Origin of the sequence: Nesterenkonia aethiopica (genome assembly GCF_039534665.1) — a bacterium.
In the GTDB taxonomy this organism is placed as follows: Bacteria; Actinomycetota; Actinomycetes; order Actinomycetales; family Micrococcaceae; genus Nesterenkonia; species Nesterenkonia aethiopica.
Window position 1 is genome coordinate 54,578 of record NZ_BAAAVT010000018.1, and the last position, 25,979, is coordinate 80,556.

General features: G+C 70.3%; 24 protein-coding genes and 2 tRNA genes. 16 read left to right on the forward strand and 10 right to left on the reverse strand.

Features of this window, described 5'->3' with window-relative positions; genetic code table 11:
* Positions 1-24: 24 nt before the first annotated feature.
* The 5 genes from ABD658_RS13085 to urtA all read right to left on the reverse strand — a co-directional run bounded on the left by ABD658_RS13085 (position 25) and on the right by urtA (position 5,084).
* A complete protein-coding gene (locus tag ABD658_RS13085) occupies positions 25-723 on the reverse strand; it encodes an ATP-binding cassette domain-containing protein (protein ID WP_085437906.1) in 699 nt (232 codons plus the stop codon).
* A complete protein-coding gene (gene urtD, locus ABD658_RS13090; RefSeq protein ID WP_070158524.1) occupies positions 716-1,471 on the reverse strand; it encodes an urea ABC transporter ATP-binding protein UrtD in 756 nt (251 codons plus the stop codon). The genes ABD658_RS13085 and urtD overlap by 8 nt, the downstream gene beginning before the upstream one ends.
* Entirely contained in the window at positions 1,468-2,808 is a 1,341-nt protein-coding gene (gene urtC / locus ABD658_RS13095) for an urea ABC transporter permease subunit UrtC (protein WP_344681593.1), read from the reverse strand. The genes urtD and urtC overlap by 4 nt, the downstream gene beginning before the upstream one ends.
* Complete coding sequence (gene urtB / locus ABD658_RS13100) at positions 2,805-3,692, reverse strand: urea ABC transporter permease subunit UrtB (RefSeq protein WP_344681595.1); 888 nt, start codon at positions 3,690-3,692, stop codon at positions 2,805-2,807. The genes urtC and urtB overlap by 4 nt, the downstream gene beginning before the upstream one ends.
* A 69-nt stretch (positions 3,693-3,761) precedes the next feature.
* Positions 3,762-5,084, reverse strand: a complete 1,323-nt coding sequence (gene urtA / locus ABD658_RS13105; protein WP_344681597.1) for an urea ABC transporter substrate-binding protein — start codon at positions 5,082-5,084, stop codon at positions 3,762-3,764.
* Positions 5,085-5,400: 316 nt separating this feature from the next.
* On the opposite strand from urtA, the gene ABD658_RS13110 reads away from it, so the two are divergent.
* From ABD658_RS13110 to ABD658_RS13135, 6 genes are read left to right on the forward strand one after another with little or no spacing between them, the layout of a single operon-like run.
* Positions 5,401-5,730, forward strand: coding sequence for an urease subunit gamma (locus ABD658_RS13110; protein ID WP_083277221.1), 330 nt, complete (start codon positions 5,401-5,403; stop codon positions 5,728-5,730).
* Between the two features lie 14 nt (positions 5,731-5,744).
* A complete protein-coding gene (ureB, locus tag ABD658_RS13115) occupies positions 5,745-6,077 on the forward strand; it encodes an urease subunit beta (protein WP_070158527.1) in 333 nt (110 codons plus the stop codon).
* A complete protein-coding gene (locus ABD658_RS13120) occupies positions 6,077-7,780 on the forward strand; it encodes an urease subunit alpha (protein WP_344681599.1) in 1,704 nt (567 codons plus the stop codon). Before ureB ends, ABD658_RS13120 begins: the two co-directional genes overlap by 1 nt.
* 10 nt (positions 7,781-7,790) lie before the next feature.
* Positions 7,791-8,564 (forward strand): urease accessory UreF family protein, encoded by a 774-nt coding sequence (locus ABD658_RS13125; RefSeq protein ID WP_344681601.1) that lies wholly within the window; start codon positions 7,791-7,793, stop codon positions 8,562-8,564.
* A complete protein-coding gene (gene ureG / locus ABD658_RS13130; protein ID WP_344681603.1) occupies positions 8,557-9,312 on the forward strand; it encodes an urease accessory protein UreG in 756 nt (251 codons plus the stop codon). Before ABD658_RS13125 ends, ureG begins: the two co-directional genes overlap by 8 nt.
* Positions 9,313-9,368: 56 nt before the next feature.
* Complete coding sequence (locus ABD658_RS13135) at positions 9,369-10,073, forward strand: urease accessory protein UreD (RefSeq protein WP_344681606.1); 705 nt, start codon at positions 9,369-9,371, stop codon at positions 10,071-10,073.
* 96 nt (positions 10,074-10,169) lie between these two features.
* Here ABD658_RS13135 and ABD658_RS13140 read toward each other — a convergent pair whose 3' ends face one another.
* Positions 10,170-12,014, reverse strand: coding sequence for a phosphoenolpyruvate carboxykinase (GTP) (locus ABD658_RS13140; RefSeq protein ID WP_344681608.1), 1,845 nt, complete (start codon positions 12,012-12,014; stop codon positions 10,170-10,172).
* Between the two features lie 364 nt (positions 12,015-12,378).
* Between ABD658_RS13140 and ABD658_RS13145 the strand changes: the two genes are divergently transcribed.
* Both ABD658_RS13145 and ABD658_RS13150 read left to right on the forward strand, forming a co-directional pair.
* Positions 12,379-12,452, forward strand: a tRNA-Arg gene (locus tag ABD658_RS13145).
* A 179-nt stretch (positions 12,453-12,631) separates the two neighbouring features.
* Positions 12,632-14,527: a DUF2207 family protein gene (locus ABD658_RS13150; protein WP_344681610.1), complete on the forward strand. Its 1,896-nt coding sequence runs from the start codon at positions 12,632-12,634 to the stop codon at positions 14,525-14,527.
* 150 nt (positions 14,528-14,677) lie between these two features.
* Here the strand turns inward: ABD658_RS13150 and ABD658_RS13155 are convergent, their stop codons facing one another.
* Complete coding sequence (locus tag ABD658_RS13155) at positions 14,678-15,166, reverse strand: GNAT family N-acetyltransferase (protein WP_344681612.1); 489 nt, start codon at positions 15,164-15,166, stop codon at positions 14,678-14,680.
* A gap of 309 nt (positions 15,167-15,475) precedes the next feature.
* On the opposite strand from ABD658_RS13155, the gene ABD658_RS13160 reads away from it, so the two are divergent.
* The 5 genes from ABD658_RS13160 (at position 15,476) to ABD658_RS13180 (ending at position 21,702) form a co-directional block, all read left to right on the forward strand.
* Positions 15,476-16,282: a DeoR/GlpR family DNA-binding transcription regulator gene (locus tag ABD658_RS13160; RefSeq protein WP_344681614.1), complete on the forward strand. Its 807-nt coding sequence runs from the start codon at positions 15,476-15,478 to the stop codon at positions 16,280-16,282.
* Positions 16,279-17,277 (forward strand): 1-phosphofructokinase family hexose kinase, encoded by a 999-nt coding sequence (locus tag ABD658_RS13165; protein WP_344681616.1) that lies wholly within the window; start codon positions 16,279-16,281, stop codon positions 17,275-17,277. The genes ABD658_RS13160 and ABD658_RS13165 overlap by 4 nt, the downstream gene beginning before the upstream one ends.
* An 83-nt stretch (positions 17,278-17,360) precedes the next feature.
* Positions 17,361-19,397, forward strand: a complete 2,037-nt coding sequence (locus ABD658_RS13170; RefSeq protein WP_344744750.1) for a PTS fructose transporter subunit IIABC — start codon at positions 17,361-17,363, stop codon at positions 19,395-19,397.
* 145 nt (positions 19,398-19,542) lie between these two features.
* The gene (gene ptsP, locus ABD658_RS13175) at positions 19,543-21,297 is read left to right on the forward strand and encodes a phosphoenolpyruvate--protein phosphotransferase (RefSeq protein ID WP_344681620.1); all 1,755 of its coding nucleotides are present in this window, start codon (positions 19,543-19,545) and stop codon (positions 21,295-21,297) included.
* A 132-nt stretch (positions 21,298-21,429) separates the two neighbouring features.
* Complete coding sequence (locus tag ABD658_RS13180; protein WP_344681622.1) at positions 21,430-21,702, forward strand: HPr family phosphocarrier protein; 273 nt, start codon at positions 21,430-21,432, stop codon at positions 21,700-21,702.
* Positions 21,703-21,861: 159 nt separating this feature from the next.
* Here the strand turns inward: ABD658_RS13180 and ABD658_RS13185 are convergent, their stop codons facing one another.
* The 3 genes from ABD658_RS13185 to upp all read right to left on the reverse strand — a co-directional run bounded on the left by ABD658_RS13185 (position 21,862) and on the right by upp (position 24,218).
* Positions 21,862-22,371, reverse strand: coding sequence for a SixA phosphatase family protein (locus ABD658_RS13185; protein WP_344681625.1), 510 nt, complete (start codon positions 22,369-22,371; stop codon positions 21,862-21,864).
* Between the two features lie 39 nt (positions 22,372-22,410).
* Entirely contained in the window at positions 22,411-23,223 is an 813-nt protein-coding gene (locus ABD658_RS13190; protein WP_070158984.1) for a winged helix-turn-helix domain-containing protein, read from the reverse strand.
* A gap of 359 nt (positions 23,224-23,582) precedes the next feature.
* On the reverse strand, positions 23,583-24,218 hold the full coding sequence (gene upp / locus ABD658_RS13195) for a uracil phosphoribosyltransferase (RefSeq protein ID WP_070158983.1): 636 nt from the start codon (positions 24,216-24,218) through the stop codon (positions 23,583-23,585).
* 221 nt (positions 24,219-24,439) lie between these two features.
* Here upp and tadA point away from each other — a divergent pair, with 221 nt between their 5' ends.
* The 3 genes from tadA to ABD658_RS13210 all read left to right on the forward strand — a co-directional run bounded on the left by tadA (position 24,440) and on the right by ABD658_RS13210 (position 25,710).
* Positions 24,440-24,907 (forward strand): tRNA adenosine(34) deaminase TadA, encoded by a 468-nt coding sequence (gene tadA / locus ABD658_RS13200; protein ID WP_344744757.1) that lies wholly within the window; start codon positions 24,440-24,442, stop codon positions 24,905-24,907.
* 94 nt (positions 24,908-25,001) lie between these two features.
* Positions 25,002-25,550 (forward strand): adenine phosphoribosyltransferase, encoded by a 549-nt coding sequence (locus ABD658_RS13205; RefSeq protein WP_311025810.1) that lies wholly within the window; start codon positions 25,002-25,004, stop codon positions 25,548-25,550.
* 69 nt (positions 25,551-25,619) lie between these two features.
* A tRNA-Ser gene (locus ABD658_RS13210) sits at positions 25,620-25,710 on the forward strand.
* The last annotated feature ends 269 nt before the right edge of the window (positions 25,711-25,979 follow it).

The window sequence follows — 25,979 nt, forward strand, 5'->3', positions numbered from 1 at the left end:
TTTGAGCCGTCTCGTCAGGGGCGCTCAGATGGCCATCGCCTGGCGGACCGCGTCCTGGGCTCCGGCTCCGCCCGCTCCGGCGCTGGTGACCCGTCCGGCCGCCAGGACGGTGTACCGCTGAGCGGCATGCAGCGCGAAGTCGATGTGCTGGACGGCCAGCAGCACGCTGAGTCCCTCGTCGGCGGAGAGGCTGAGGATGGTGTGCTCGATCTCGGCCACCACGGAGGGCTGGATGCCCTCGGTGGGCTCGTCCAGGATGAGCAGCTTCGGCTCCGTGATGAGCGCACGCGCGATGGCCAGCTGCTGGCGCTGGCCGCCCGAGAGCAGCCCCGCCTTGCGGTCGATGACCTCCGTCAGGGCAGGGAACCGTCCCAGGGCCTGGTCCACCAGTGCGGCGCGTCGCGCGCCGCGGCGCCGGTCGGCGACCACCTGCAGGTTCTCCCGTGTGGTGAGCTGCTCGAAGGACTGCTGGCCCTGCGGCACATACGCCATTCCGCGGGCCACCCGGGCGCTGGGCGGCAGAGCGGTGACGTCCTCGCCGTCGAACAGCACCGTGCCGCCGGTGGGGCGGATCAGCCCGATCGCGGTGCGCAGCATGGTGGTCTTCCCCGCACCGTTGTGGCCCAGGACCGCGGCGATCCCCTGCGGGGCTCCGTGGAGGCTGACGTCGTGGAGCACCCGGGTGGCGTCATAGCCGGCGTCGACGTGCTGGAGCTCAAGCATGGACGAGCTCCTCCTCGGGCTGGGCGGCGGTGCCGAGGTAGACCTCCTGGACCCGGGGGTCCTCCTGGACCTCGGTCACTGAACCCTGGGAGAGCACCTGCCCCTGATGCAGCACGGTGACCCGGGAGGCGAAGGTGCGCATGAACTCCATGTCATGTTCCACCACGACGACGGCGCGTCCCCGCTTGACGCGGTGCAGCAGCTCTCCGGTGGCCACCCGCTCGTCATGGCTCATCCCGGCCACCGGCTCGTCGAGCATGAGGGCCTGGGCATCCTGGACCAGCAGCATGCCGATCTCCAACCACTGCTTCTGCCCGTGGGAGAGCGTGCCTGCCGCGGCGTCCTGCAGCTCGGTCAGCCCGGTGTCCCGCAGGGCCTGCTCGACACGGGGCTCCACGCTGCGGCGCATGCCCAGCAGAGCGGGCCAGCGACGGTGGAGCCCCGCCGCGATGTCCAAGTTCTGCACCACCGTGAGCTGCTCGAAGACGCTGGCGGTCTGGAAGGTGCGACCCACTCCCCGCCGTGCGGTCGCCTGCACGGACCGACCGAGCAGCTCCGTGCCACCCATCGTCACCGATCCGGAGCCTCGCACCAGCCCGGTGATGGCGTCCACACAGGTGGTCTTGCCGGCGCCGTTGGGGCCGATGAGGAAGTGCACCTCGTCGTCCGCGGCGTCGAAGGAGACCCCTCCGACGGCGGTGAAGGCTCCGAAGCGGACCCTGAGATCTCGGATGCTGAGCGCGGTCATGGCCGGTCTCCCTCCTGGACCGTCAGGTCCGGCTGGGTTGGATGGTCTGCACGATCTGAATGCCCGGGCTGATCTGAATGGCCGGGCTGATCCGGCTGATCCGGCAGATCGGGCTGACCGGAGTCGTGGGGGTGGTCGCTGCCAGGTCCGCCGTCGCGGGGTCGGAACCGGGTGAGGATCGAGGCGACCCCGCCGGGCAGGATCGCGATGACCAGCACCAGCAGCAGCCCCTGGAGGTACGACCACCCGGACGGGAAGGTCTCGGCGAGTGAGGACTCCGCCCACGCGACGGCCAGAGCGCCGATCACCGGGCCGAACAGCGTGGCCCGCCCGCCGATGGCCACACCGATGACGAACGCGATGGACGGCACCACGCCGATCTCCGCCGGGGAGATGATCCCCACCAGCGGGACGAACAGCGCCCCGCCGATGCTTGCCATCACGGCCGCCGTCGCGAAGGCCGCCGTCTTGATCAGCGCCGGGTTGTACCCCAGGAACCGGACCCGTTCCTCGGCGTCGCGGGTGGCCACCAGCAGCTCGCCGAAGCGGCTGCGCATCATCCACCAGGCGATCGCCACCAGGAGGATGAGCACGGCGGCCCCCAGCAGGTAGATCGCCCTCCGGTTAGCCGGGTCGTAGAGGGAGAAGCCCAGGAAGGACTGGAATCCGGAGAGCCCGTTGGACCCGTTGAGGGTGGCCTGCTGACCCACCAGCAGCACGGCGAAGGCGAAGACCATCGCCTGGTTGAGGATCGCGAAGTAGGCCCCCTTGACCCGACGGGTGAATACCGAGAGTCCCAGCACGACGGCGACGACCGCGGGCAGCAGCAGAATCGCGGCGACGGTGAACAGCCCGCTGCGGAACGGCTCCCACCACCACGGCATGTCCGCGCCGAAGGTCAGCATGAACTGTGGCGCCGCCAGGCCCTGGAGCTCGGCGTCGGCCAGCTGCATGTGCATGGCCATCGCATAGGCCCCCAGTCCGAAGAAGACACCCTGGCCGAGGGTTAGCATGCCGCCGCGGCCCCAGGCCAGCCCGATGCCGACGGCCACGATGGCGTAGCAGATGAACCGGCCGAGCTGGTTGAGCCGGAAATCGGTCAGCAGCATCGGGGCCAGCACCAGCAGTCCCAGGGCCAACAGCCCGAGCCCGATCATGGCATGCCTCGGTCCGGGGACCTCGGGGCCGCCGGTGAGACGCCTCAGCCCGGCCAGCAGCGCCTTTCCGGTCGGCAGCGTCCTGCCGGTGCCGCGGGCCGATGCCGAGGCGCGCTGTGGAGTGCGGGGCGCGGCGTCGGGGGTGGGGCGGGATGTGCCGCCGGTGGCGGTGATGCTCATGCGAGGCTCCTTGTCCGCACGGAGAACAGCCCTTGGGGGCGGATCTGCAGGAAGGCGACGACGATCACCAGGACCAGGAACTTGGCGATGCTGGCCGTGGTGCCGACCTCGATGAAGGCCTGCAGGATCCCGAGGCTGAAGGCCGCGATGACCGCTCCCTTGATCCTGCCGATGCCGCCGGCCACGACGACCAGGAAGGCGTCGACGATGTAGCTGGTGCCCAGCGTGGGGCTGGTGGACCCGATCAGGGTGATCGTCACTCCCGCGACGCCGGCCAGGCCGGAGCCGATGAAGAACGTCAGCCGGTCGGTGCTGCGTGTGGAGATCCCGGAGGTCTCCGCCAGGTTCCGGTTCAGCACCACCGCGCGGATCCTGCGCCCCAGCGCGGTGTGGGTCATGAGCAGCGAGAGTCCGGCGACGACGGCGACGACGGCGACGACCAGACCCAGGATGAAGATCCGCGACGTCGGCACGGCCGTGCCGAGGATCTCCACGCTGCCCTGCAGCCAGGACGGGGTGCGCACGTCGACGGCGGGGGCGCCGAAGACGTCCCGGGCGAGCTGCTGCAGGATGATGCCCACCCCGAAGGTGGCCAGCAGCGTGTCCAGGGGACGGTGGTACATGTGACGGATCAGCAGCTGCTCCAGCAGGACCCCCAGCAGACCTCCCACCAGGAAGGCCGTCGGGATCGCCACCAGCAGGGAGATCCCGGCGTGCCCCAGGACGCTCTGCACCACGTAGGCCGTGTAGGCGCCCACCATGATGAACTCGCCGTGAGCCATGTTGATGACGCCCATCTGCCCGAAGGTCAGCGCCAGACCCACCGCGGCCAGCAGAAGGATGGACCCCACACTGACCCCGGCGACGAGCTGGGAGAGGATCATGTCCACGACGAGGTCCCCCTCGCCCAGGGTCGGGGGCGCCCGGGCGGAACCCGGCGCGGGTCTCGCAGCTCACTCATCCCCGGACCCCTGATCCTCAGACCCCTGATCCTCAGGTTCCTCGTCCCCTGCCTCCTCAGCCTCCTCCTCGTCGGCCCAGGAGTAGGTCTCCAGGAACGGGTCGGGCTCAGTGAGCTCTCCCTCCCAGATCGTCTCGATCAGCCCGTCCTCGGTGATCCGACCGATCCTCGGGGTCTTGGTCACGTGCTGGGTCTCCCCGTCCACCGTCACGGTCCCCTCGGGCGCGTCGAAGGAGATGCCGTCGGCGGCTTCGCGGATCGCGGGGACGTCGAAGGATCCTGCCGCCTCGACCATGGCCGCCCAGAGGTGGAGGCTCGTGTAGGCGGACTGCATGACGTCCGAGGTCACTCGGGTCTCTCCGTACTCGTCCTGGAAGGCCTCTACGAAGGCCTCGTTCTCCGGGCTCTGGAGCGTCTGGTAGTAGTTCCAGGAGGTCAGCTGACCCTCGACGTTGGCAGCACCGATGCCGTCGATCTCCTCCTCGGCGATGGACACCGAGAGCACCGGCATGGTCTCGGCGTCCAGGCCCAGGGAGTTGTACTGGCGGAAGAACGCCACATTGGAGTCGCCGTTGAGCGTGTTGAACACGGCGTCGGCGTCTGAAGAGGCGACCTGGTTGGCGATGGTGGTGAAGTCGGTGGACCCCAACGGCGTGTAGTCCTCCCCGAGGATCTCGACGTCGTGCTCCTCGGCCCATTGCCGGATGATCATGTTCGCGGTCCGAGGGAACACATAGTCGGAGCCGACCAGGTACAGGGACTCCACACCCTCCTCCTGCAGGAGGTAGTCCAGCGCCGGAATGATCTGCTGGTTCGTGGTCGCCCCGGTGTAGAAGATGTTCTCAGACGCTTCGAGGCCCTCATACTGGGTGGGGTAGAACAGCAGCGCGTCGTGACCCTCGAAGACCGGGCGCATGGCCTGCCGGGAGGCGGAGGTCCATCCGCCGAAGACGGCGGCGACACATTCCTGGGCGACGAGCCGCTCGGCCCGCTCGGCGAAGGTCGCCGGCTCGGATGCGCCGTCCTCTTCCACGATGTCGAGCTGTTTGCCCAGCACGCCGCCGTCGGCGTTGATCTCCTCGGCGGCCAGATGCAGGACGTCGTTGACCGTGGTCTCGCTGATCGCCATCGTCCCGGACAGGGAGTTGATGAAGCCGATCGTGATCTCCTCACCGTCCACGTCCACGCAGGACTCGACGGCGGCGGCCTCCTCCCCGGCCCGGGCGCCGCAGGCGGAGAGCAGCAGCACGCCGACCGCGCCCAGCGCGGCAGTGGCTCTCAGGGATCGATTGCGATGCTGATGGTGATCGCCCATCTGGATGGTCAGCTCCTCATTCGGATGCGAGTGGGTGACCGCGCCGTGACGCGGTGGAACCAGCCTCTGGGAGTGGCATTACTCTGACGTTGCTCGGATATTTCTCTTCTGTAAAAGATTCCTGACGCATCGCCTGCTCCCCTCTCCGCACATCCCCTGATATGACGGCGAACAATGGGCTTCACTGGGTTCTCACCATCTTCAGACAGGGATGGTGGAGGAGATTTTTCCCTCACCCCTGAAACATCTTCATGGCAGACTTCTGACACCGGCATCCTCCGAGGTCTGACTCCCGACGATGCCAGGGACGCACGGTATGCACGGGACGACGAGAGGGACCACGGTGCACTTCACTCCCGCAGATCAGGAGAAGCTCCTGCTGGCCACCGCGGCCATGGTGGCTCGAGACCGCCGCGACCGCGGGGTCCGGCTGAACCTGCCCGAGTCGGTCGCGCTGCTGTCCTCCTGGGTGATCGAAGGCGCCCGCGAGGGACGGACCGTCGCCGACCTCATGGAGGCCGGCCGCCACGTGCTCACCCGCGGCGAGGTCATGGACGGCGTCCCCGAGGCCCTGACCGACATCCAGGTGGAGACGACCTTCCCCGACGGCCGGAAGCTCGTCACCCTCCACCACCCGATCGACTGAGGAAGGCCCACCCCATGGCAGGAGCATCATCGTCCGGCCCCGGAGCGATCCGGGTGCGGCCGGGCACCCTCGAGCTCAACGCAGACCGCGGCGCCCAGGAGCGCATCACGCTGGTCTTCACCAACACCGGAGACCGCCCCATCCAGATCGGCTCCCACCTGCACCTGCCCGACGCGAACCCTGCCCTCGAGTTCGACCGTGAGGCGGCCGCAGGCCATCGCCTCGATGTGCCGGCCGGGGCCTCGCAGCGTTTCGAACCCGGTGCCTCCCGGGAGCTCGCCGCCGTCGCACTCAAGGGCCGGCGGCATGTGGCCGGCCTGCAGATCCGTCCGGAAGGAGACGCCTGATGGTCAGCATCGACCGAGCCGCCTACGCCGCCATGTTCGGGCCCACGGTGGGCGACCAGATCCGCCTGGCCGACACCGACCTGTGGATCGAGGTGGAGCAGGACCACACTGTCGGCGGCGAGGAGGCGGTCTTCGGCGGCGGGAAGTCCATCCGCGAGTCCATGGCGCAGAGCGTGGTCAGCCGGGCCGACGGCGCCCTGGACACCGTCATCACCAACGCGATCATCCTCGACTGGTGGGGAGTCGTGCGGGCCGACATCGGCATCCGGGACGGACGCATCGTCGGCATCGGGCACGCCGGGAACCCGGACATCTCCGACGGCATCTCCCCCGAGCTCATCATCGGGCCCTCCACCGACGTCATCTCCGGGGAGCGAAAGATCGTCACCGCCGGGGCGATCGACTCGCATGTGCATCTGATCTCGCCCTCGCAGATCCATGAGGCGCTGGCCACCGGGATCACCACCGTGGTGGGCGGCGGCACCGGTCCCTCCGAGGGCTCCAAGGCCACCACCGTCACCCCGGGGCCGTGGCATCTGCGGCAGATCCACCGGGCCCTGGACGCGCTGCCGGTGAACGTGCTGCTGCTGGGCAAGGGCAACACGGTCTCCCGGGACGTCCTGGACGAGCAGGCGCTCGGCGGGGCGGCGGGCTTCAAGGTCCATGAGGACTGGGGCTCCACCCCGGCGGCCGTCGACGCCGCACTGAGCGCCGCGGACCGCTGGGGCCTGCAGGTGGCCCTGCATTCGGACTCCCTCAACGAGGCCGGCTTCGTGGAGTCCACGATCCGCGCGATCGACGGACGCTCCATCCACGCCTTCCACATCGAGGGCGCCGGCGGCGGGCACGCCCCCGACATCCTGACCCTGGCCGGCCTGCCGCACATCATCCCCGGCTCCACCAACCCGACGCTGCCGCACACCGTGAACACCGTGGCGGAACACCTGGACATGCTCATGGTGTGCCACCACCTGAACCCGTCGGTCCCGGAGGACCTGGCGTTCGCCGAATCCCGCATCCGCGGGACCACGATCGCCGCGGAGGACATCCTCCATGACATGGGTGCGCTGTCCATCACCTCCTCGGACGCCCAGGCCATGGGCCGCATCGGAGAGGTCATCACCCGCACCTGGCAGGTGGCCCACGCCATGAAGCACCGCCTGGGTCCTCTGGGCGGCGGGCTGCCGGCGGACAATGAGCGCGCCCGCCGGTACGTCGCCAAGTACACCGTCAACCCGGCCATCGCCCATGGGATCTCCCACGACGTCGGCTCGGTGGCCGTCGGGCGTCTGGCGGACCTGGTCGTGTGGGACCCCCGGTTCTTCGGGGTCCGCCCCTCGGTGGTCGTGAAGGCCGGCTCGATCGTCTGGGGCGCCCTGGGGGACCCCAACGCGTCCATCCCCACGCCGCAGCCGGTGCTGCAGCGCCCCACCTTCGGTGAGCTGGCCGGCGCCGACCACGCCGTGACCTATGTGGCCCCGGGAGCCGTGGAGGACGGCGTCGAACAGCGGCTGGGTCTGCGCCGGACCGTCCGGCCTGTGCACCCTACCCGGGAGGTCGGCAAGGCGGACCTGAAGAACAACACCGCTCTGCCGGACATCCGCGTGGAGCCGGACACCTTCGAGATCTCCATCGACGGCGATCCCGTGGAGCCGGCGCCCGCCCAGGAGCTCCCGATGGCTCAGCTCTACTCGATGTTCTGAGGGCGATCCGATGTCCCTGCCTACCCTCACCGCCGCGCCGTCGTCTGGACCCGCAGCTGCGCCGTCGGACGCCGGCGTCGTCGCGCTGCTGCTGGCCGATGCGCGCCTGCCCTCGGGCGGGCATGTGAACTCCGCCGGGCTGGAGCCTGCGCTCATGGCCGGGCTGTCGCGCTCCGAGGTGCCCCAGTTCCTGCAGGTGCGCGCCCGGACGGCCGCCCTGGTGGACGCGGCGACCGCCGTGGTGACCAGCCGCAGCCTGTTCGCCGCAGGCTCGGAGACGGAGCTGGGCCCCCTGTTCCGGCAGCTGGACCGCGCATGGGCGGCCCGCACACCCAGCCAGGCCTCCCGGCGCATCGCCCGGGAGCTCGGGCGCGGACTGCACCGGCTGGCCGCGGCCCTGTGGCCCCAGGCTCCGGGTCTGCGGGCGCTGGGTCTGCAGTCTCTGGGTCAGACAGGGGGCTCGGTACCCGAGCGTGTCGCCCCGCCGCGACCGCTGGTGCTCGGGGCCGTGGCAGCCCACGTCGGCCTGGGTGCGGAGGAGCTCATGCGTCTGGCCGTCTATGACGACGTCGCCTCCGCCGCGGCCGCCCTGCTGAAACTGGATCCCGGTGATCCCGTGGAGGCCATGGCGATGGTGCTGCAGGCCTGCCGCGCCGCCGAGCCTGCGGTGCAGGCGCTGGCCGGGATCACAGCCGCCGGGCAGATCCCGGCGCCCAGCGCTCCCCAGACCGAAGAATGGATCGAAGCACACACACTCACCACCAGGAGGCTCTTCCGTGCCTGAGCACCACCACTCGCCCGTGTCCACCTCTGCACCCGCGCTCTCGTCCCCGCGCGCCCTGCGGCTCGGCATCGCCGGCCCGGTGGGCACCGGCAAGTCCTCCCTCATCGCGCTGATCTGCCGGGCGCTCGGCGAGGAGCTGCGGCTGGGGGTGATCACCAATGACATCTACACCGACGAGGACGCCCGGTTCCTCCGCTCTGCCGGCGTGCTGGAGCCTGAGCGCATCCGGGCGGTGGAGACCGGGGCCTGCCCGCACACGGCCATCCGCGACGACGTCACCGCCAATCTCCTGGCGGCCGAGGACATCGAACGGGACTTCTCCCCGCTGGACGCCGTGCTGATCGAGTCCGGTGGCGACAATCTCACCGCCACGTTCTCGCCCGCCCTGGTGGACGCACAGATCTTCGTGCTCGACGTCGCCGGCGGCGGTGACGTCGCCCGCAAGGGCGGCCCCGGCATCGGGCGGGCCGATCTGCTGGTGGTCAACAAGACCGACCTGGCCCCGCATGTCGGGGTGGACGTCGCCCAGATGGTCGCCGACGCGGAGCAGGCGCGCGAAGGGCGCGCCGTGCTGGCCCTGTCCCGGGAGGATGCCGACTCCGTGCAGGCCCTGCGCCGCTGGGTGCTGCAGGTGCTGGCCGCCCACCGCAGCGGCGAGCATGTGCCGCAGGACCCGGGCCCCATGGCACCGCACTTCCACGCTGATGAGGAGCACCCCGAGGGCGGGTATGTGCACTCTCACGACTGAGCCGCAGCACCGGCCGGTGACACCGTCCGAGAGCCGCATATCGGAGGTCGGCTGAGATGCGCATCGCCGTGGCCGCAGGCGGACCCCGGGCCCGGGTGGAGCTGGTGGTGGGCTCGCTGGCTCCCCGGCTGATCTCCAGGGGGGCACGGCACGTCCACGTCGGCGTCACTGCGGCCGAGATGCTGCTGCTCGACGGCGACACGGTGGAGGTGTCCGTGCAGGTGGGGCCCGGGTGCGTGCTGCACATCGAGGACATCGGCGGCACCGTCGCCTATCCCCGCCGGAACGTCGCTGACCAGGCCAGCCCTCCGGCGCGCTGGCTGCTCGACCTCCAGGTCGCCCGCGGCGGGGTGCTCCTGTGGCAGGGGCTGCCCTTCGTCGTCGCCGGCGCCGCCGACGTCGTACGACACACCACGCTGACGCTGGCCGAGGACGCCCGGGCCGTGCTGCGCGAGACCCTGGTGCTGGGCCGCCACGGGGAACGAGGCGGACGGGTGCGGTCCGGGCTGACGGTCCACGACGACGACGGCCCGGTGCTGGTGGAGGAGCTCACCGTGGACGGCGACTGTCCCGAACCCGGAGTGCTGGGCGGCCGACGGGTCGCGGACACCCTGCTGGCGGCCGGATTCCGACCTCCCACGGAGCAGGGCGACCTGCAGCTGGAGGCTCCCGGGGCGCTCGCCCGCCACTTGGGCGCCGTCACCCATGACTCGCCCTTGGACGAACGGTTCCGGTATTGGGCCGCTGCCGCGGAGTCCTGATCACACGGGCTCAGGGACCGCGCACGACGATGCCCGGTGCCGGACGTGTCATGGTCCGGCACCGGGCATCGTAGAGTCCGCGTCTCCGCGAGGGCGTCAGTCTCCGACGCGGTCGCGCAGCTGCTGCAGCTCCGCCTGGATGGACTCCGGCAGAGACTCCCCGAAGCGGTCGAACCACTGCTCGATGTCGGCCAGCTCGGCGGTCCACTCCTGCCGGTCCACCGTCAGCGCGTCGTGAAGGTCCTCGGCGCTGATGTCCAGGCCGGTGGTGTCCAGCGCCTCGGGGGTCGGGGTGAGGCCGATCGGGGTCTCCACCGCCTCGCCGCGGCCCTCGATGCGCTCCACCACCCACTTCAGCACCCGGGAGTTCTCCGCGAAGCCGGGCCAGGCGAAGCCGCCGTCGCGGTTCCGGCGGAACCAGTTGACCAGGAAGATCTTGGGCAGCTTCTCCGGGTCGGCCTTCCCGGAGACCCGCACCCAGTGGTTGAGGTAGTCGCCGGCGTCGTAGCCGATGAACGGCAGCATCGCCATCGGGTCCCGACGGACCTGGCCGACTGCACCCTCGGCGGCGGCGGTGGTCTCCGAGGACAGCGTCGCACCGAAGAAGATCCCGTGGTTCCAGTCCCGGGACTCGGTGACCAGAGGAACCGTGGTCTTGCGGCGGCCGCCGAAGAGGATGGCGTCCAGCTTCACCCCGTCCGGGGAGTAGTACTCCTCGGCCAGCATGTCGGTCTGATCGATCGGCGTGCAGAACCGGGCGTTGGGGTGGGCCGCCGGCCTGTCGGCGTCGGGAGTCCACTCGTTGCCCTGCCAGTCGATCAGGTGCGACGGCGGCTCCTCCGTCATGCCTTCCCACCAGACCCCACCGTCATCGGTGAGGGCGCAGTTGGTGAAGATGGAGTTGCCCTTGGCGATGGCGCGCATCGCGTTGGCGTTGGTGTGCCACCCGGTGCCGGGAGCCACGCCGAAGTAGCCGGCCTCCGGGTTGACCACCCGGAACTCGCCGTCCTTGCCGGGACGGATCCAGGTGATGTCGTCCCCGAGGGTCTCGGCGGTCCAGCCCTCCAGCGTGGGGTCGATCAGCGCCAGGTTGGTCTTGCCGCAGGCCGAGGGGAAGGCCCCGGAGATGAAGTAGCTGCGGCCCTCAGGGCTGGTGAGCTTGAGGATGAGCATGTGCTCGGCCAGCCACCCTTCGTCCCGGGCCATGGCCGAGGCGATGCGCAGCGCGTAGCACTTCTTGCCCAGCAGGGCGTTGCCGCCGTAGCCGGAGCCGTAGGACCAGATCTCCCGGGTCTCCGGGAAGTGGACGATGTACTTCTCCTCGTTGCAGGGCCACGGGACATCCTCCTGGCCCGGCGCCAGCGGAGCACCCACGGAGTGCACGGCGGGCACGAAGAACGCGTCGAGCTCCTCCATGCGGCGCAGCACGTCGGTGCCGATCCGGGCCATGATCCGCATCGAGGCGACCACGTAGGCGGAGTCCGTGACCTCCACACCGAACTTGGGATCCTCGGCGTCGAGAGGCCCCATGACGAAGGGGATCACGTACATGGTCCGGCCGCGCATAGCGCCGTCGAACACTCCGGCCAGCGTGGAGCGCATCTCGGTGGGGTCCACCCAGTTGTTGGTGAAGCCGGCGTCGCGCTCGTTCTCCGAGCAGATGAAGGTGCGGGACTCCACCCGCGCAACGTCGGCAGGGTCGGAGAAGGCGGCGAAGGAGTTCGGGAAGTCGGGGCTGGTGAGCCGGGTCAGCGTGCCCGCCTCGACGAGCTCATCGGTCAGCTGGCCATATTCCGCATCGCTGCCGTCCACCCAGTGGATCCGATCCGGTGTGGTCAGTTCTGCGATGTCGCTGACGAACTGGATCAGCTTCTCGTGCGTCGTGGGGGCATCCACCTGGATGTCCTCCGCACCGGGCGCCTTTGCAACGGTGTCGACCATCGTGTCCCTCCATTGGGTTCTTCAGTGCACGTGGGTTCTTCAGTGCACGGCCCGCTCAATCGCACTCCTATGTGCGGCGACGACGGCGGACATCGTGCGTCGACGGTGACGCGCGCCGGCCGGTGTTCACCTCATCGTGGACACCGAGCCCGTCGAGGCCTTGAGGGACCGGATACCTTCCACTGTACTGGTCCGCGAACCCCGCGACGCACCGAAAGTCCACATAGTGGTCACGGGATGCAGAGTGAACCGATTTTCGTGAGGATCACCACGTTCGGGTCGACGATTTTGCCCAGCCTCCGAGGCCCGTGTATAGTCTTTCTGGTCGAGATCGCGACAGCGGGATCGGCCGACAACAGAACATGCGCCTATAGCTCAGCTGGATAGAGCGTCGGTCTACGGAACCGAAGGTCTGGGGTTCGAATCCCTATGGGCGCACCGATGAGACGAGGCCCCGCAACGATGATCCGTTGCGGGGCCTCGTCGTGTCCGGAGCTTCGTCATATCCGGGGCGCTGCGGCGCTCCCAGACCATCCGGCAGGGCACCGAGGAAGGTCCGACGAAGATCCTCCCCGCGGATGATCCCCCACCACAGGCGTTTCTCTAGGCTGGCCGGCATGCACCCTCTGCGCACCCTGACAGCTGGTCCCGCCGTGGTCATGCTGGGCCTGGCCGCCGCCCTTCTGCCCGCGCCGGCCGCGGCGGCCTCCGGCGATCCCGCCGATGATGTGGTCCGGGATCTGACCATCAGCATCGACCTCGACGAGGACGGGGTGATGCACGTGAAGGAGACCTACGACTGGGACTTCGGCGAGCGCGAGGGCCTGGGCTTCTTCCGTACGCTGAGCACCCAGATGCCCTCGGACGAAGGACGCCGCGTCGTCGACTATGAGGACTTCACCCTGACCAGCCCCACCGGAGCGCCCGCCGACGTCGCGGACATCGAGGAGTCGAGGGACACCCTCCAGCTCAGCCTCGGCGCCCCGGACGGCTCCGAGGACACCCGCACCGGACTGCAGACCTATGAGCTCAGCTACACCGTCCATGGGGCCGTCGACCCCTCCTCCTGGGAGTGGATCGTCGCAGGCCCGGACCAGGACGTCACCATCGAGCAGGTCACCACCGTGATCACCGCGCCGGAGGAGGTCCTCGACGGCGCCTGCTGGCAGGGCACCGACTCGGACCTGGACGACGGCCGCGCCTGCCCGGCGGAGGTCGATGGAGAGACGATCACCGCCACAGCCACTGCCCTGGAACCAGGTGGCTGGCAGGGCGTGCAGCTCCGCGTCCCGGAGGGCACCTTCTCCGCGGCGACCCCGGTCTATGCGGAGCCCACCGCCTCGGAGCGTCTCGCCGACGCCATCGCCCCGGTCTCCGACCGCGCCGGCCAGGCAGTGCTGCACCTCTGGTGGGCGGCGGCCGCAGCGGTGGTCGCCGCCGTCGTCGGGGTCATCCTGGTGCGGCGACGCTCCGGCACCGATGAGCATGTCCCCCATCTGGCCCCTGGCACCCTCCCGGAGCCCGGGGCCACCCTGGAGATCGCGCGCCTGGACCACGAGCCCCCGGCCATCCTCCGTCATGCCGTGCCGGACGATCTGAGCCCCTACGAGGCCGCCCTGCTGTGGCGGAAGTCCGCCCTGCTGCTGCCGGCCGACTTCACGACCCTGACCCTGGTGGACCTGGCCGCCCGTGGCCACCTCCTCCTGGAGGAGACGACAGCCCGCAACGACGACACCCCCGACTGGCTGGCCTCCACCACAGATGCCGACCGGAGCGGCCTGTCCGAGGAAGAGCAGGATCTGCTCGCGGCGGTCGCCGCCGAAGGGGACGGCCAGCCCATCCGTCTCTCCGAGCTGGGCGATGAGTTCTCCACCGCGGCGCAGAAGGCGCAGGCGACGTCCCTGGCGGCCTTCGACGCACGTCACCTGCTCAGCCGTCGGCTGGGTGGAGCGGGCAGCGCCTGGGGGTGGGCTGCGGCCGCGGGCATCACCGCACTGCTCATCATGACGATCCTCGGCTGGGCTCTGGCCATGCCGACGTCGCTGAACCTGCTGCTCACCGGCACCACAGCGACCCTTCTTCTCCTCGGGATCCTCTGGGCGTCGACGGCGACGATGGGCACCCGGCGCACCGCGCTCGGCCGAGCCCACCTGGAGCAGCTGCGCGGGCTGCAGGCCGCTCAGGCCGCCGTCGTCGAGACCTCCGACGACACGGGGCCGACCACCGAGCTGACGCCAGATCAGATCACCGCGCAGCTGCCGTACGCCATGGCTCTGGGCGAGGCGAAGCGCTGGTCCGCACTGGCCGAGGTCTCCTCCGCCGGCGACGGAACGCACCGCCCCCACGGCACGCACCGCCCCCACGGCCTCTCCGCCGGCAGCTGGTTCCTGCTGGCCACGAGCGCGCAACACACGATCGGCTCCTCGCACAGCTCCTCCGGCGCAGGCTCGACGGGATCGCCGGGATTCTCCGCCGGTTCCTTCGGCGGAGGAGGCGGTGTCGCCGGACGGTGATCAGTCCAGCTGAGCCTGCATGGCCTCCACGATCCCTCGCTCGCCTTCGGTGATGCGCTCGGAAGCCATATCCGCCTGATGCCAGAAGGGGTAGGCGACACGACGACAAGACCTGCACCATCCCAATCGCCCTCGCCAGGAACCGTGTGCTCAGAGGAAGCGCCTCATGCGCACTCCGGTGCCGCCGTCCCAGGTGGCCGGGCCCTGGACGTGGAACCCGTTGCGCTCCAGCACCCGCCGGGAGGCGAGGTTCTCATGGGACACCTCGGCGGTGAGAGTTCGCAGCCCGTAGGATCCGGCGGCCACTTCGCAGATCCGTCCCACAGCCCAGGTGGCCACGCCGCGTCCTGCGGCGGCCTCCGCCACCCGGTATCCGAGGCTCGCACCGCCGGCGTCGACGTCGGTGAGATTGATCCGGCCGATGATCGGCTGCCCGCCTTCGGGACCGAGGATCACATGGAACAGGTCTGTCCCTGCGTCCTGCGCCTCCAGCAGCACCTGCAGGCGGTGGTCGAACTGCGTGAAGAACTCGTCGCCGCGATCCGGGATGGACCGGGCGAAGTACTCGCGGTTGCGCTCCTCGAAGCTCAGCAGGCGGTCCCGGTGCGCAGCGGCCAGCAGCTCGATGCTCCACGCCATGGGCCGGATCCTTCCTGATCGCCCCCGCCGGACGATCTGCACCATCACATCACGTCTGCCTCACCACATCTGATGGGGCAGACGTGATTCTGGTGTGCAGAACGACGCCGCCTCGCCGCCGAGACGCGGGCGAATCCTCCGCGTCGGGCCGGGTGAACTCCCAACGGCCCACGTTGCGAGCACAGAAAAACACAGATAAAGTCTGGTAAATCCCAACGAACGTGGGTAGAATCACACTCACGGGCACTTCCCGGAGCCGCAGGCTGCGTGACCCGCCCCACGGCAGCTCCCGCCAGATCGGAGGACACGATGGCCCTGCTCGCACCCGAGCGCCACGACCGGATCCTGGCGCACCTGCGCACCCACGGCACCGTGACGGTCCAGCAGATCGCCGAAGATCTGTCCGTCACCCGCGAGACCGTCCGCAGGGACCTGGACCACCTGGAGAACGCCGGCGCCCTCCGCCGGGTCCACGGCGGTGCAGTCCCCGCCTCCCCCTCCTCCCGCACCGAGACCTCCTGGCGGGACCGGCAGGCCAGCCGCGCCGCGCAGAAGCAGGCCATCGCTCGGGCCGCCGTCGACTTCCTGCCTCCCGCCGGCACCGGCTCCCTGCTGATGGACGCCGGCACCTCCACCGAAGCGCTGGCCGACCTCATCGCCTCCGAGTCACGCGACGCCGGACCGGCCGAGTCCCGCGTGGTGATCACCAACGCCGTGCCGATCGCCCAGAAGCTCAGCGACGTCACCGCCGTCGAACTGGAGATCCTCGGCGGTCAGGTGCGCGGGCTCACCGGCGCCGTCGTCGGCGACCGGGCCTTGGAGACATTGGCCCGCCGCCAGGCAGACGTCGCGTTCATCGGCACCAACGGGATCGACGCCGAATTCGGCCTCTCCACCCCGGACGCCGCCGAGGCCGCCATGAAGGCCGCCCTGATCCGCGCCGCCCGCACCTCCGTGCTGCTGGCCGACTCCTCCAAACTCGGCCGCTCCACCCTCGTCCGCTTCGCCCAGCTGAAGGAGATCTCCGTGGTCATCACCGACGCCGAGCCCGAGCCCGGGCTGCAGGACGCCCTGGATGCCGCCGATGTGACCGTCGTCGTGGCGGTGCCGCGATGATCCTCACCCTGACCCCGAACCCCAGTCTCGACAAGACCGTCGAACTGGACGCCCCCTTGGTCCCGGGCGCCGTGCAGCGGGCCGTCCGCACCTCCACCGAACCCGGTGGCAAAGGCGTGAACATCTCGCGCGCCCTGGTCGCCGCCGGGCAGGAGACCCTGGCCGTCCTGCCCGGAGACGACACCGACCCGGTGCTCACCGCACTCACCGAGCTGCGCGTCCCCCACCGTGGCGTACCGCTGGGCGAAGCCCTGCGCACCAACATCACAGTCACCGATCCGGCCGGCACCACCACGAAGATCAACGAACCCGGCCCCGCCTTCGACGAGGTCCGCACCGAGGCCCTGGTCGCCGTCGCCCTGGACGCCACCGAGGGCTCCAGCTGGGCGGCGCTGGCCGGCTCGCTCCCCCCGGGCGTACCTGCCGACTTCTACGCCCAGGTCATCGGGCGGCTGCGCAGCGGGCTCGGGCCGGAGGCGCCGCAGATAGCCCTGGACTCCTCCGGTCCGGCGCTCGCCCGAGCCGTGGCCGCCGAGCCGGACCTGATCAAGCCCAACGGTGAGGAGCTGCTGGAGCTGGTCACCCTGCTCACCGGCTCCAGCCCCCGCTTCTCCGACGGCCGCACCATGGAGCCGGAGGAGCTGGAGAGCCGCCCGGCCGAAGTGCTCCGCCTGGTCCGTATCGCCCAGGACCACGGCGTGCGCACCGCCCTGGTCACCCTCGGCGCCCACGGCGCCCTGCTCGTCCCTGACCGCCCCGGGGACGAGGTGCTGCGGGCCTGGGGCCCGGAGCTGCTGGCCCGCTCCACCGTCGGCGCCGGCGACGCCTCCCTGGCCGGGCTGCTGCTGGCCGCTCAGCAGGGCCAAGGTCCTGCCGGCCAGCTTCGGCAGGCCGCAGCCCAGGGCCGTGCCGCCGCCGCACTCCCCGGATCGGTCATGCCGACCCCGGATGATCTCGACCTCGACGTCGTCGTCGTGGAGACGCTCTCCGACTGACCCCTGTCAGCCGGACCCATCCCTGGAACACCACCATGGAACACCACCCCGGAACACCGCACCCGAACTGCGAGGGACCCGCCATGAACAGCATCATCACCCCGGAGCTCGTCAGCCTCGACGAGATCCGCAGCAGCGCGAAGCGAGAGGTCATCGAGCAGCTCGCCTCCCGCATCCAGCAGGCAGGTCGTACCGCGGCCGCCGAGACCCTGGTGGCCGACGCCTGGGCACGCGAGGAGAAGTCCGCCACCGGTATGCCCGGCGGCGTGGCGATCCCCCACTGCCGCACCTCGGCCGTCACGGAGGCCACCCTGGCCTTCGCCCGACTGCCCGAGCCGGTGGACTTCGGCGCCAAGGACGGCCCTGCCGACCTGGTGTTCTTCATCGCCGCCCCCGACGGCGCCGACAAGGCCCATCTGAAGATCCTCGCCGCCCTGGCCCGCTCCCTGGTCAAGAAGGACTTCGTCGCCGCCCTGCGGGAGGCCGAGGACTCCCAGGGGGTGGTGGACCGGGTCACCGAGGCCGTCGCTCCTGCCGTGGCCGAGCTCGAGGGGGCTGCGGGTGCGCCCGCCGACACCGCCCCGGCCGCAGCCGCAGGCACGGCTGCTCCGGCCGCCTCCGGGGGCCGCCGGATCGTGGCCGTGACCGCCTGTCCCACGGGGATCGCCCACACCTACATGGCCGCCGACGCCCTGAAGCAGGCCGCCGAGGAGAAGGGCGTGGAGATCCATGTGGAGACCCAGGGGTCTGCCGGGGCCACCGCCCTGCCCGCCGACGTCGTCGCCGGTGCCGACGCGGTGATCTTCGCCGTCGACGTCGACGTCCGGGACAAGGCCCGCTTCGCCGGCAAGCCCGTGGTGCACGTGCCCGTGAAGCGCGGCATCGACGAGTCCGCCGCGCTGATCGACCGGGCCCTGGCGGCTGTGGACGACCCCTCCGCCCCGCGCGTCTCCGCTGAAGAGTCCGGCGAGGAGTCACATTCCGGGGCTGAGGAGAGCTTCGGCAAGAAGACCCAGCGTGTGCTGATGACCGGTGTCTCCTACATGATCCCGTTCGTCGCCGCGGGCGGTCTGCTCATCGCCCTGGGCTTCCTTCTGGGCGGCCATGACATCACGGACGTCGCCGACGACGTCGTGTTCGGCAATACTCTGTTCAATCTCCCCGACGGCGGCCTCCTCACGTACCTCGGCGCCGTCGCGTTCACCATCGGCGCCACCTCGATGGGCTTCTTGGTGCCAGCTCTCTCGGGATACATCGCCTACGGCATGGCTGACCGCCCCGGTATCGCCCCGGGCTTCACCGCCGGCATGGTCGCCGTGTCCATGGACGCCGGGTTCATCGGCGGCATCGTCGGCGGTGTGCTTGCCGGCGCCGTCGCCGCAGGGTTCCGCCGTCTGGAGGTCCCCCGCTGGCTCGCCGGACTGATGCCGGTGGTGATCATCCCGCTCATCGCCACTCTGGTCTCCTCCGGCCTGATGTTCCTGCTGCTGGGCGGACCCATCGCCAGTCTGACCGCGTCCCTGGAGAGTTGGCTGTCCGGGATGACCGGCACGGCCGCCGTCCTCCTGGGTGTCGTCCTGGGCCTGATGATGTGCATCGACCTGGGTGGACCGATCAACAAGGTCGCCTACTCCTTTGCGGTCGCCGGCATCTCCGCGGGGTCCGTGGCCGACAACCCGGGGCCGCTGATGATCATGGCCGCGGTCATGGCCGCCGGCATGGTTCCGCCGCTGGGCCTGGCCTTGGCCACCTTCCTGGACCGGCGGCTGTTCACCCCGGTGGAGCGGGAGAACGGCAAGACCGCAGTGCTGCTGGGCGCAGCCTTCATCTCCGAGGGCGCCATCCCGTTCGCCGCGGCCGACCCGCTGCGGGTGCTGCCCTCTGCGATGGCCGGCGGCGCCGTCACCGGGGCGCTGACCATGGCCTTCGGCATCACCTCGCTGGCCCCGCACGGCGGAGCCTTCGTGTTCTTCGCGATCGACTCGTTCGTGCTGTTCATCCTGGCCGTCCTGGCCGGTGCCGTGGTCACGGCCCTCTGCGTCATCGCCCTGAAGCGGTGGACCCGGCGCAGCCTGCCCGGCGCACCGGCCGCCGCCGAGCCGGCGACCGCCACCGCCTGACCCCCGCGCCCGATGGCCGGCCGCCCCGGAGTCTCACCGGAGCGGTCGGCCATCGGCCCGCCGAGCCCACAGACGGCCGCCGCGCGAGCGCACAGACGGCCGCCCCGCGTCCCCGCACCCGACCCGCACCACCTAGGATTCACCCATGACCTCCCCCGAGAACCTCCCCTCCGCCCCCGCTGACCCGGCGAGCACGCTGCCCGGCACCCGGTTCACCGGGGTCGGCGTCTGCCCCGGGCGCGCCGTCGGACCGGTGCTGTCCATGCCGGACGCGGTCGCCGAGCCGGAGAACGCCCCACGGGACTCCGGCATCTCCGAGGCCAGTGCCGTGGAGTCCCTGGATGCGGCCACCACGGCTGTGGCCGAGCAGCTGCGTGCCCGGGCCGCCGAGGCCTCCGGCGACGCGAAGGGCGTACTCGAGGCGACCGCCCTGATGGCCACCGACTCGATGCTGAAGAAGGCCGCGGTCAAGCGCATCGCCGGGGGCAAGACGGAGGAGCGGTCGTTCTACGAGGCGGCCGCGGAGGTCACCCAGATGCTGGCAGCACTCGGTGGAAAGATGGCCGAGCGGCAGCGCGACGTCCGTGACGTGCGCGACCGGGTCATCGCCCAGCTGCGGGGCGTCACGCCCCCGGGCATCCCCCACAGCGAGACTCCGTTCATCCTGCTGGCCGAGGACCTCGCGCCCGCCGACACCGCCACCCTGGACCCGGAGAAGGTCCTGGCCCTGGTCACCCAGGAAGGCGGTCCGCAGTCCCACACCGCCATCATCGCCCGCTCCCTGGACCTGCCGGCCGTGGTGGCCGCCCCCGGGGTGCTGCAGATCCCGGACGGCACCGAGGTGCACGTCGATGGCGCCGCGGGCATCATCGACACCGCCATCACCGACCAGCTGAAGGCGGAGGTGCAGGCCCATCGGGAGCGTCGGGCCCAGATCGCCGCGTTCGACGGCGACGGCCGCCTGGCCGACGGCACCGCCCTGCCGCTGCTGGCCAACGTGGGCAACGGAGCCGATGCCCGGGCCGCCGCCGAGGCGGGCGCCCAAGGTGTGGGGCTGTTCCGCACCGAGTTCCTGTTCTTCGACCGCGACTCCGAGCCCGGACACGAGGAGCAGGTGTCCGCCTACCGCGAGGTCTTCGAGGCATTCGCGGCCCGTGGCACCGCCGAGCAGCCCGCGAAGGTCGTGCTGCGCACCCTCGACGCCGGCGCCGACAAGCCGCTGCCCTTCCTCACCGACACCGAAGAGCCCAACCCGGCGCTGGGCGTGCGGGGCTTCCGCACCGAGCTCGCCTCCCCCGGTGTGCTGGGACGGCAGCTGGCCGCGGTCGCTGAGGCGGAGGCCGCCGCCGGAGACACGGTGGACGTCTGGGTGATGGCCCCGATGATCTCCACCACTGAGGAGGCCGCGAGCTTCCGCACCATGGCCGCCGAGGCAGGACTGAAGACTCCGGGCGTGATGATCGAGGTTCCGGCCGCCGCGCTCACCGCGGGCCCGATCACCGAGGAGGTGGAGTTCGTCTCCATCGGCACCAACGACCTCACCCAGTACACGATGGCCTCGGACCGACAGCTGGGCTCCCTGGCGGCCCTCAACGACGCCTGGCAGCCGGCGGTGCTGCAGCTCATCGGCGCCACCGGAGCCACCTCACACGGGCCGGTGGGTGTGTGCGGCGAAGCCGCGGCAGACCCGGCGCTTGCCCCTGTTCTGGTGGGACTCGGCGCGACCTCACTGTCCATGAGCGCGGCCGCCCTGCCCGCAGTGGCGGCCGTGCTGCGCACCGTCAGCCCTGAGCAGGCGAAGGAGCTGGCCGCCGTCGCCACGGCCGCGCGGAGCTCCGCGGAAACACGCGCCGCCGTCGTCGCCCAGCTGCCGGCGCTGCAGGAGCTCGGCCTCGCCTGAGACCGTCTCCTGGCGCCATCTGCCGGGCGCGCCGGCCCCGGCACCCCATAAGATGTGTACAGACTTGCGGCGCCAGCGTCGCAGGACACGACGCTCATCCGAGCACGACTCCAGATCAGCAGGAGGAGAACCATGGCCCAGAGGACCGCAACCATCGGCTCCAAGGCAGGACTGCACGCCCGTCCTGCCGCCGTCTTCGCCGAGGCGGCAGGCTCACAGCCGGTGGAGGTGAGCATCGCCAAGGCGGACAGCCCGGAAGAGACCTTCGAGGCCGGCAGCATCCTGGGCCTGATGGGCATCGGCGCCGAGTACGGCGACCAGGTGGTGCTCTCCGCCGAGGGCGACGGCGCGGAATCCGCCCTCGACGAGCTGGTGCGCATCCTGGAGACCGAACAGGACGACTGAGCGGCTCAGCGGCGAGCAGCACTCCCCGCGACGCTGAGAAGAGGCCGGTGCACGGGTCATGGCGACCTGCGCACCGGCCTCTTCATCTCTGGACGCAACGCTACGTGTCTGGACAGCCGCCAGCCCGCCTGGGCGTGGCTCTGCGGCTGTCGTGAGCCCTCAGTCCCAGAAGTCGATGAGCCGGGCGTCACGGCCGTCGAGCTCGGCCCACGGCTTCTCCACGACGAAACGGGCCAGGCTGGCGGTCGGGAAGCGCGAGGCCAGGCGCAGCACGGGATCCTCGGCGGAGTGCACCGAGGCGAGTTCCATGCCGAGGTCCTGGACGGTGGGCAGGTGCCCGATGACCAGCAGCCGGCGCACCGTCTCCGGGGTCTCGTTGATCACGGAGAGCATATGGCGGGACCCCGCCCCGTAGAGCCTGCCGTCCAGGTACGGGGTGGGGGCCTTCTCCCCCAGCTCGTGGTTGATCCAGATGCACGTCTGACGGGTGCGCATGGCATCGGAGCAGATGGTCGCGTCCGGCAGGACCTGCTCGGCCAGCAGCCGCTGTCCCACGGCGCGGGCCTGCTCGGCGCCGCGGTCGGTGAGAGTTCGACCGTGGTCGTCCTCCGAGAAGGCGTGTCCGGCCTGAGCATGACGCAGGATGAGCAGCTCGACGGCGTCGTCCATGGTCCCCTCCCGCGGCGCCGGGCGCCGTTCAGATGCGGATCAGATGCTGTACTCGGGGGCGGCCCAGACCGTGACCTCGGGGTGCTCGTAGAACCGGTAGCCCTGGCCGCGGACCGTACGGACCGTGTTGGCCAGGCGACCCAGCTTCGAGCGCAGGCGCCGGATGTGCACGTCGATGGTGCGCTCGTTCGGCATCTGCTCGGTGTCGGCGTTGCGCCACAGGGCCTTGAGGAGCTCCTCCCGACCCACGGTGCGGGTCCCGTTCTCCACCAGGTAGTTCAGCAGCTCGAACTCCTTGTAGGTGAGGTTCAGGTTGTCCCCGTCCAGCTTGACCTCGCGGCGCGAGAGGTCGATCAGCACCCCGGAGCTTGAGGGAGCCTGAGGGGCCGCCACGGGCACCTCCATGGTGCGGTGGGTGACCGTAGGGTCGCCGAGCGCCTGACGGACGACGTCGAGGTCGCTGCCTTCGGCAGCCGCGGAGGCCATCGCCATGGCGATGTGGACCTGGGACTCGGGGGCGATCGACTCCACGTAGTCGCGGAGGTCGGTGGCGATCTTGTGCAACGAGGTGCCCGCCGCGGTCGCGGTGTCCTCGTCGAGGCCCACGTAGACCACGAAGCCGCGGGCGACGACGTCGGGCTGGACCAGCTGGGGGCCGCCGCCGTTCTGGGCGACCACCGGAACGGGCCCGGTGCGCGGCTGGCTCGAGGAGCGGCCTCGTCCTGCCCGACGGCCGGCCTGCTGGTCATCGCCGTCGCGCATCCGGCGGGCGATCTCCGCACGACGTGCCGCATTGCGGACGGACACGTGGACATACCCCGGATTCTGGGCCTGACTCGGATGTGCGGACATGAGGTGGTTCTCCCTGGCTGCCGACCGGTCGATTCGGACTCCAGACTCCACGTCACATAAGAAAAATGCAAGTAACAAAGCATGGAATATTCCACATGCTGAGACTATGCGGCGTGTTTGTGAGTAGGCTCACACTTCTGGGGCGTGAATCACGAGTGGACGAGCTCCGACGGCGAGCGAGCCGCGGACGCCGTCGACACCCCCGACGCCGCATGGCGGCGCGGGACGCAGCGAACGGGTCGCCTCGGAGACGGGGATCCGCACCAGCGAGCTGACATCGGACGATGCGCGAGGCGAGCGCGAATAATAGCGCGTCCGGCCGCGCAGGGGCTGGGGAGGTGCTCAGCAGAGCTCGGAACTCACTCCGCGAGGCCGTAGAGGCGGTCCCCGGCGTCGCCGAGCCCGGGCACGATGTAGGCGTTCTCATCGAGCTTCTCGTCGATGGCGGCCAGGTAGAGGTCCACCTCCAGATCGCCCACGTCCTTCTGCAGCCGCTCGATGCCCTCCGGAGCGGCGAGCAGACAGATACAGGTGACCTCCTTGGCGTTGCGGCGCTTGAGGAAACGGATGGCCTCGGCCAAGGTGCCACCCGTGGCCAGCATCGGATCCAGCACGAAGACGTGCCGTCCGGTCAGGTCGTCGGGGAGCCGCTCGGCGTAGGTGATGATGTCGAGGGTCTCCTCATTGCGGGCCATGCCCAGGAATCCGACCTCCGCGGTGGGGATCATGGAGGTCATACCGTCCAGCATGCCGAGTCCCGCGCGCAGGATCGGGACCACCAGCGGAGTGGGGCCGGCCAGCTGAGTCCCTTCGGTCTCGGTGACCGGGGTGGTGATGGTGATCGGCTCGGTGGCGATCGAATCGCTGGCCTCATAGGAGAGCAGCATCACCAGTTCCTTGGTGAGCTGCCTGAAGTGGTTGGAGCTGGTCTCCACCCGCCGGAGCTGGGTGAGCTTATGGGCGATGAGCGGGTGTTCCACGACCTGTACACGCATGGGACCAAACTACCAGGACGCAGGGACGCCAGTAGGCTGGGCCCATGGCATCCCCCGTCCACCCCGATCCGCGCCGTGACGCGCGTCGCGCCGCCTCACGGCCGCAGACCCACCACGGCCGGACCCCCGACGACGACCCCCGGGACTCGGCAGTGCCGGTGGACCCCGACCCTGCCCTGCCGCAGGAGGGCAGGAGCTGCAGCGACACCCGCGATCAGGCGGTGCAGCACGCGCTCATCGGGCACTGCCTGGACCTGGCCGCGCAGGCGGCCGCCAGAGGAGATGTGCCGGTGGGCGCCGTCGTCGTGGACCCGGACGGCCAGATCATCGGGCAGGGCCACAACACTCGGGAGGCCGACGCTGATCCGGCCGGCCACGCGGAGCTGATCGCCCTGCGCGAGGCCGCACGACGCCGCGGCACCTGGCGTCTGGAGGACTGCACGCTGGCCGTCACCCTGGAGCCGTGCCCCATGTGCGCCGGGGCGATCGTCCTGGCGCGGATCCGCCGAGTGATCTTCGGCGCCTGGGACGAGAAGGCCGGCGGGGCAGGATCCGTGTTCGACATCCTGCGGGAGCCGCGGCTGAACCATTGGGTGGAGGTTCACCCCGGCGTGCGCGCCGAGGAGTGCTCCGCACAGCTCAGCGGGTTCTTCGCCACGCGGCTGCGGGAGGGCGGGACGGCCTCCTAGACCGAGGGCTGAGAACGAGGGCTGAGACTGGGCCCCGCCCTCGGGTGGCGGCAGGCGCGTGCCGGTCAGTCACGCGGATTGCTAGAGTTGCGCGGTGCTCTCCGCCGACCCCTCCCCCGATCTCACCGTCGCCCTGGCACGTGCCGAGTCCCTGATCGCGCTGACGCCGGACTACCCCGAGCCGGGGGTGCTGTTCCGTGACATCTCTCCGCTGCTGGTGGACGCCGCCGCGCTGGAAGCTGTGACGACAGGGCTCATCCAGCCGTTCCGTGGGGCCTTCGACGTCGTCGCCGGCATCGAAGCCCGCGGCTTCCTCTTGGCCGGGGCCATCGCGATCGCCGCAGGAGTGGGGACGCTGCCCATCCGCAAGGCGGGCAAGCTGCCGAACCCGGCTGCGAGCATCGAGTACCACCTGGAGTACGGCTCCGCGGTGATCGAGGCCCCCGGGGTGCTGGAGCCCGGCGCGAGGGTGCTGCTGGTCGACGACGTGCTGGCCACCGGTGGCACCCTGGCCGCCTCCCGGCAGATCATCGCCGAGCTCGGCGGCGACGTGGCCGGCGCCGCCGTCGTGCTGGAGCTCGAGGAGCTCGGCGGGCGCCGTCACGCCGGGGCCGTGCATTCGCTCTTCCGCACCGGCGGCTGAGTCCGCTCCGGCCGGAGACAGCCACGATTGGAGTCCCGCGCGCATCTTCGGTAGCATCTTCAGGTCTGAGGTGACGTGTCCGAGCGGCCGAAGGTGCGACACTCGAAATGTCGTGTACGGTAACCCCGTACCGTGGGTTCAAATCCCACCGTCACCGCCAGTGTGATGTATCGGGACATCGTTGACAGATGTCTCACAACATCGTTGACAGAAGGGCCTCCGAACCCCCGGGTTCGGAGGCCCTTCGTCGTCGGTGCCTGGTGTGGGTTCACTCGGGGGTTATTGGCCAGAATGTGTGTATGGCCCGGGCGTGTCATCCCCTTCCGGCCCAGCGGGTCTGCTGAAGGTCTGGTTGACCGTGGGGCTTATGCCGCCAGGGCGACGGCTTCTTTGTGAATGGTCTCGTATTCGATCGGGGTCAGCTTACCC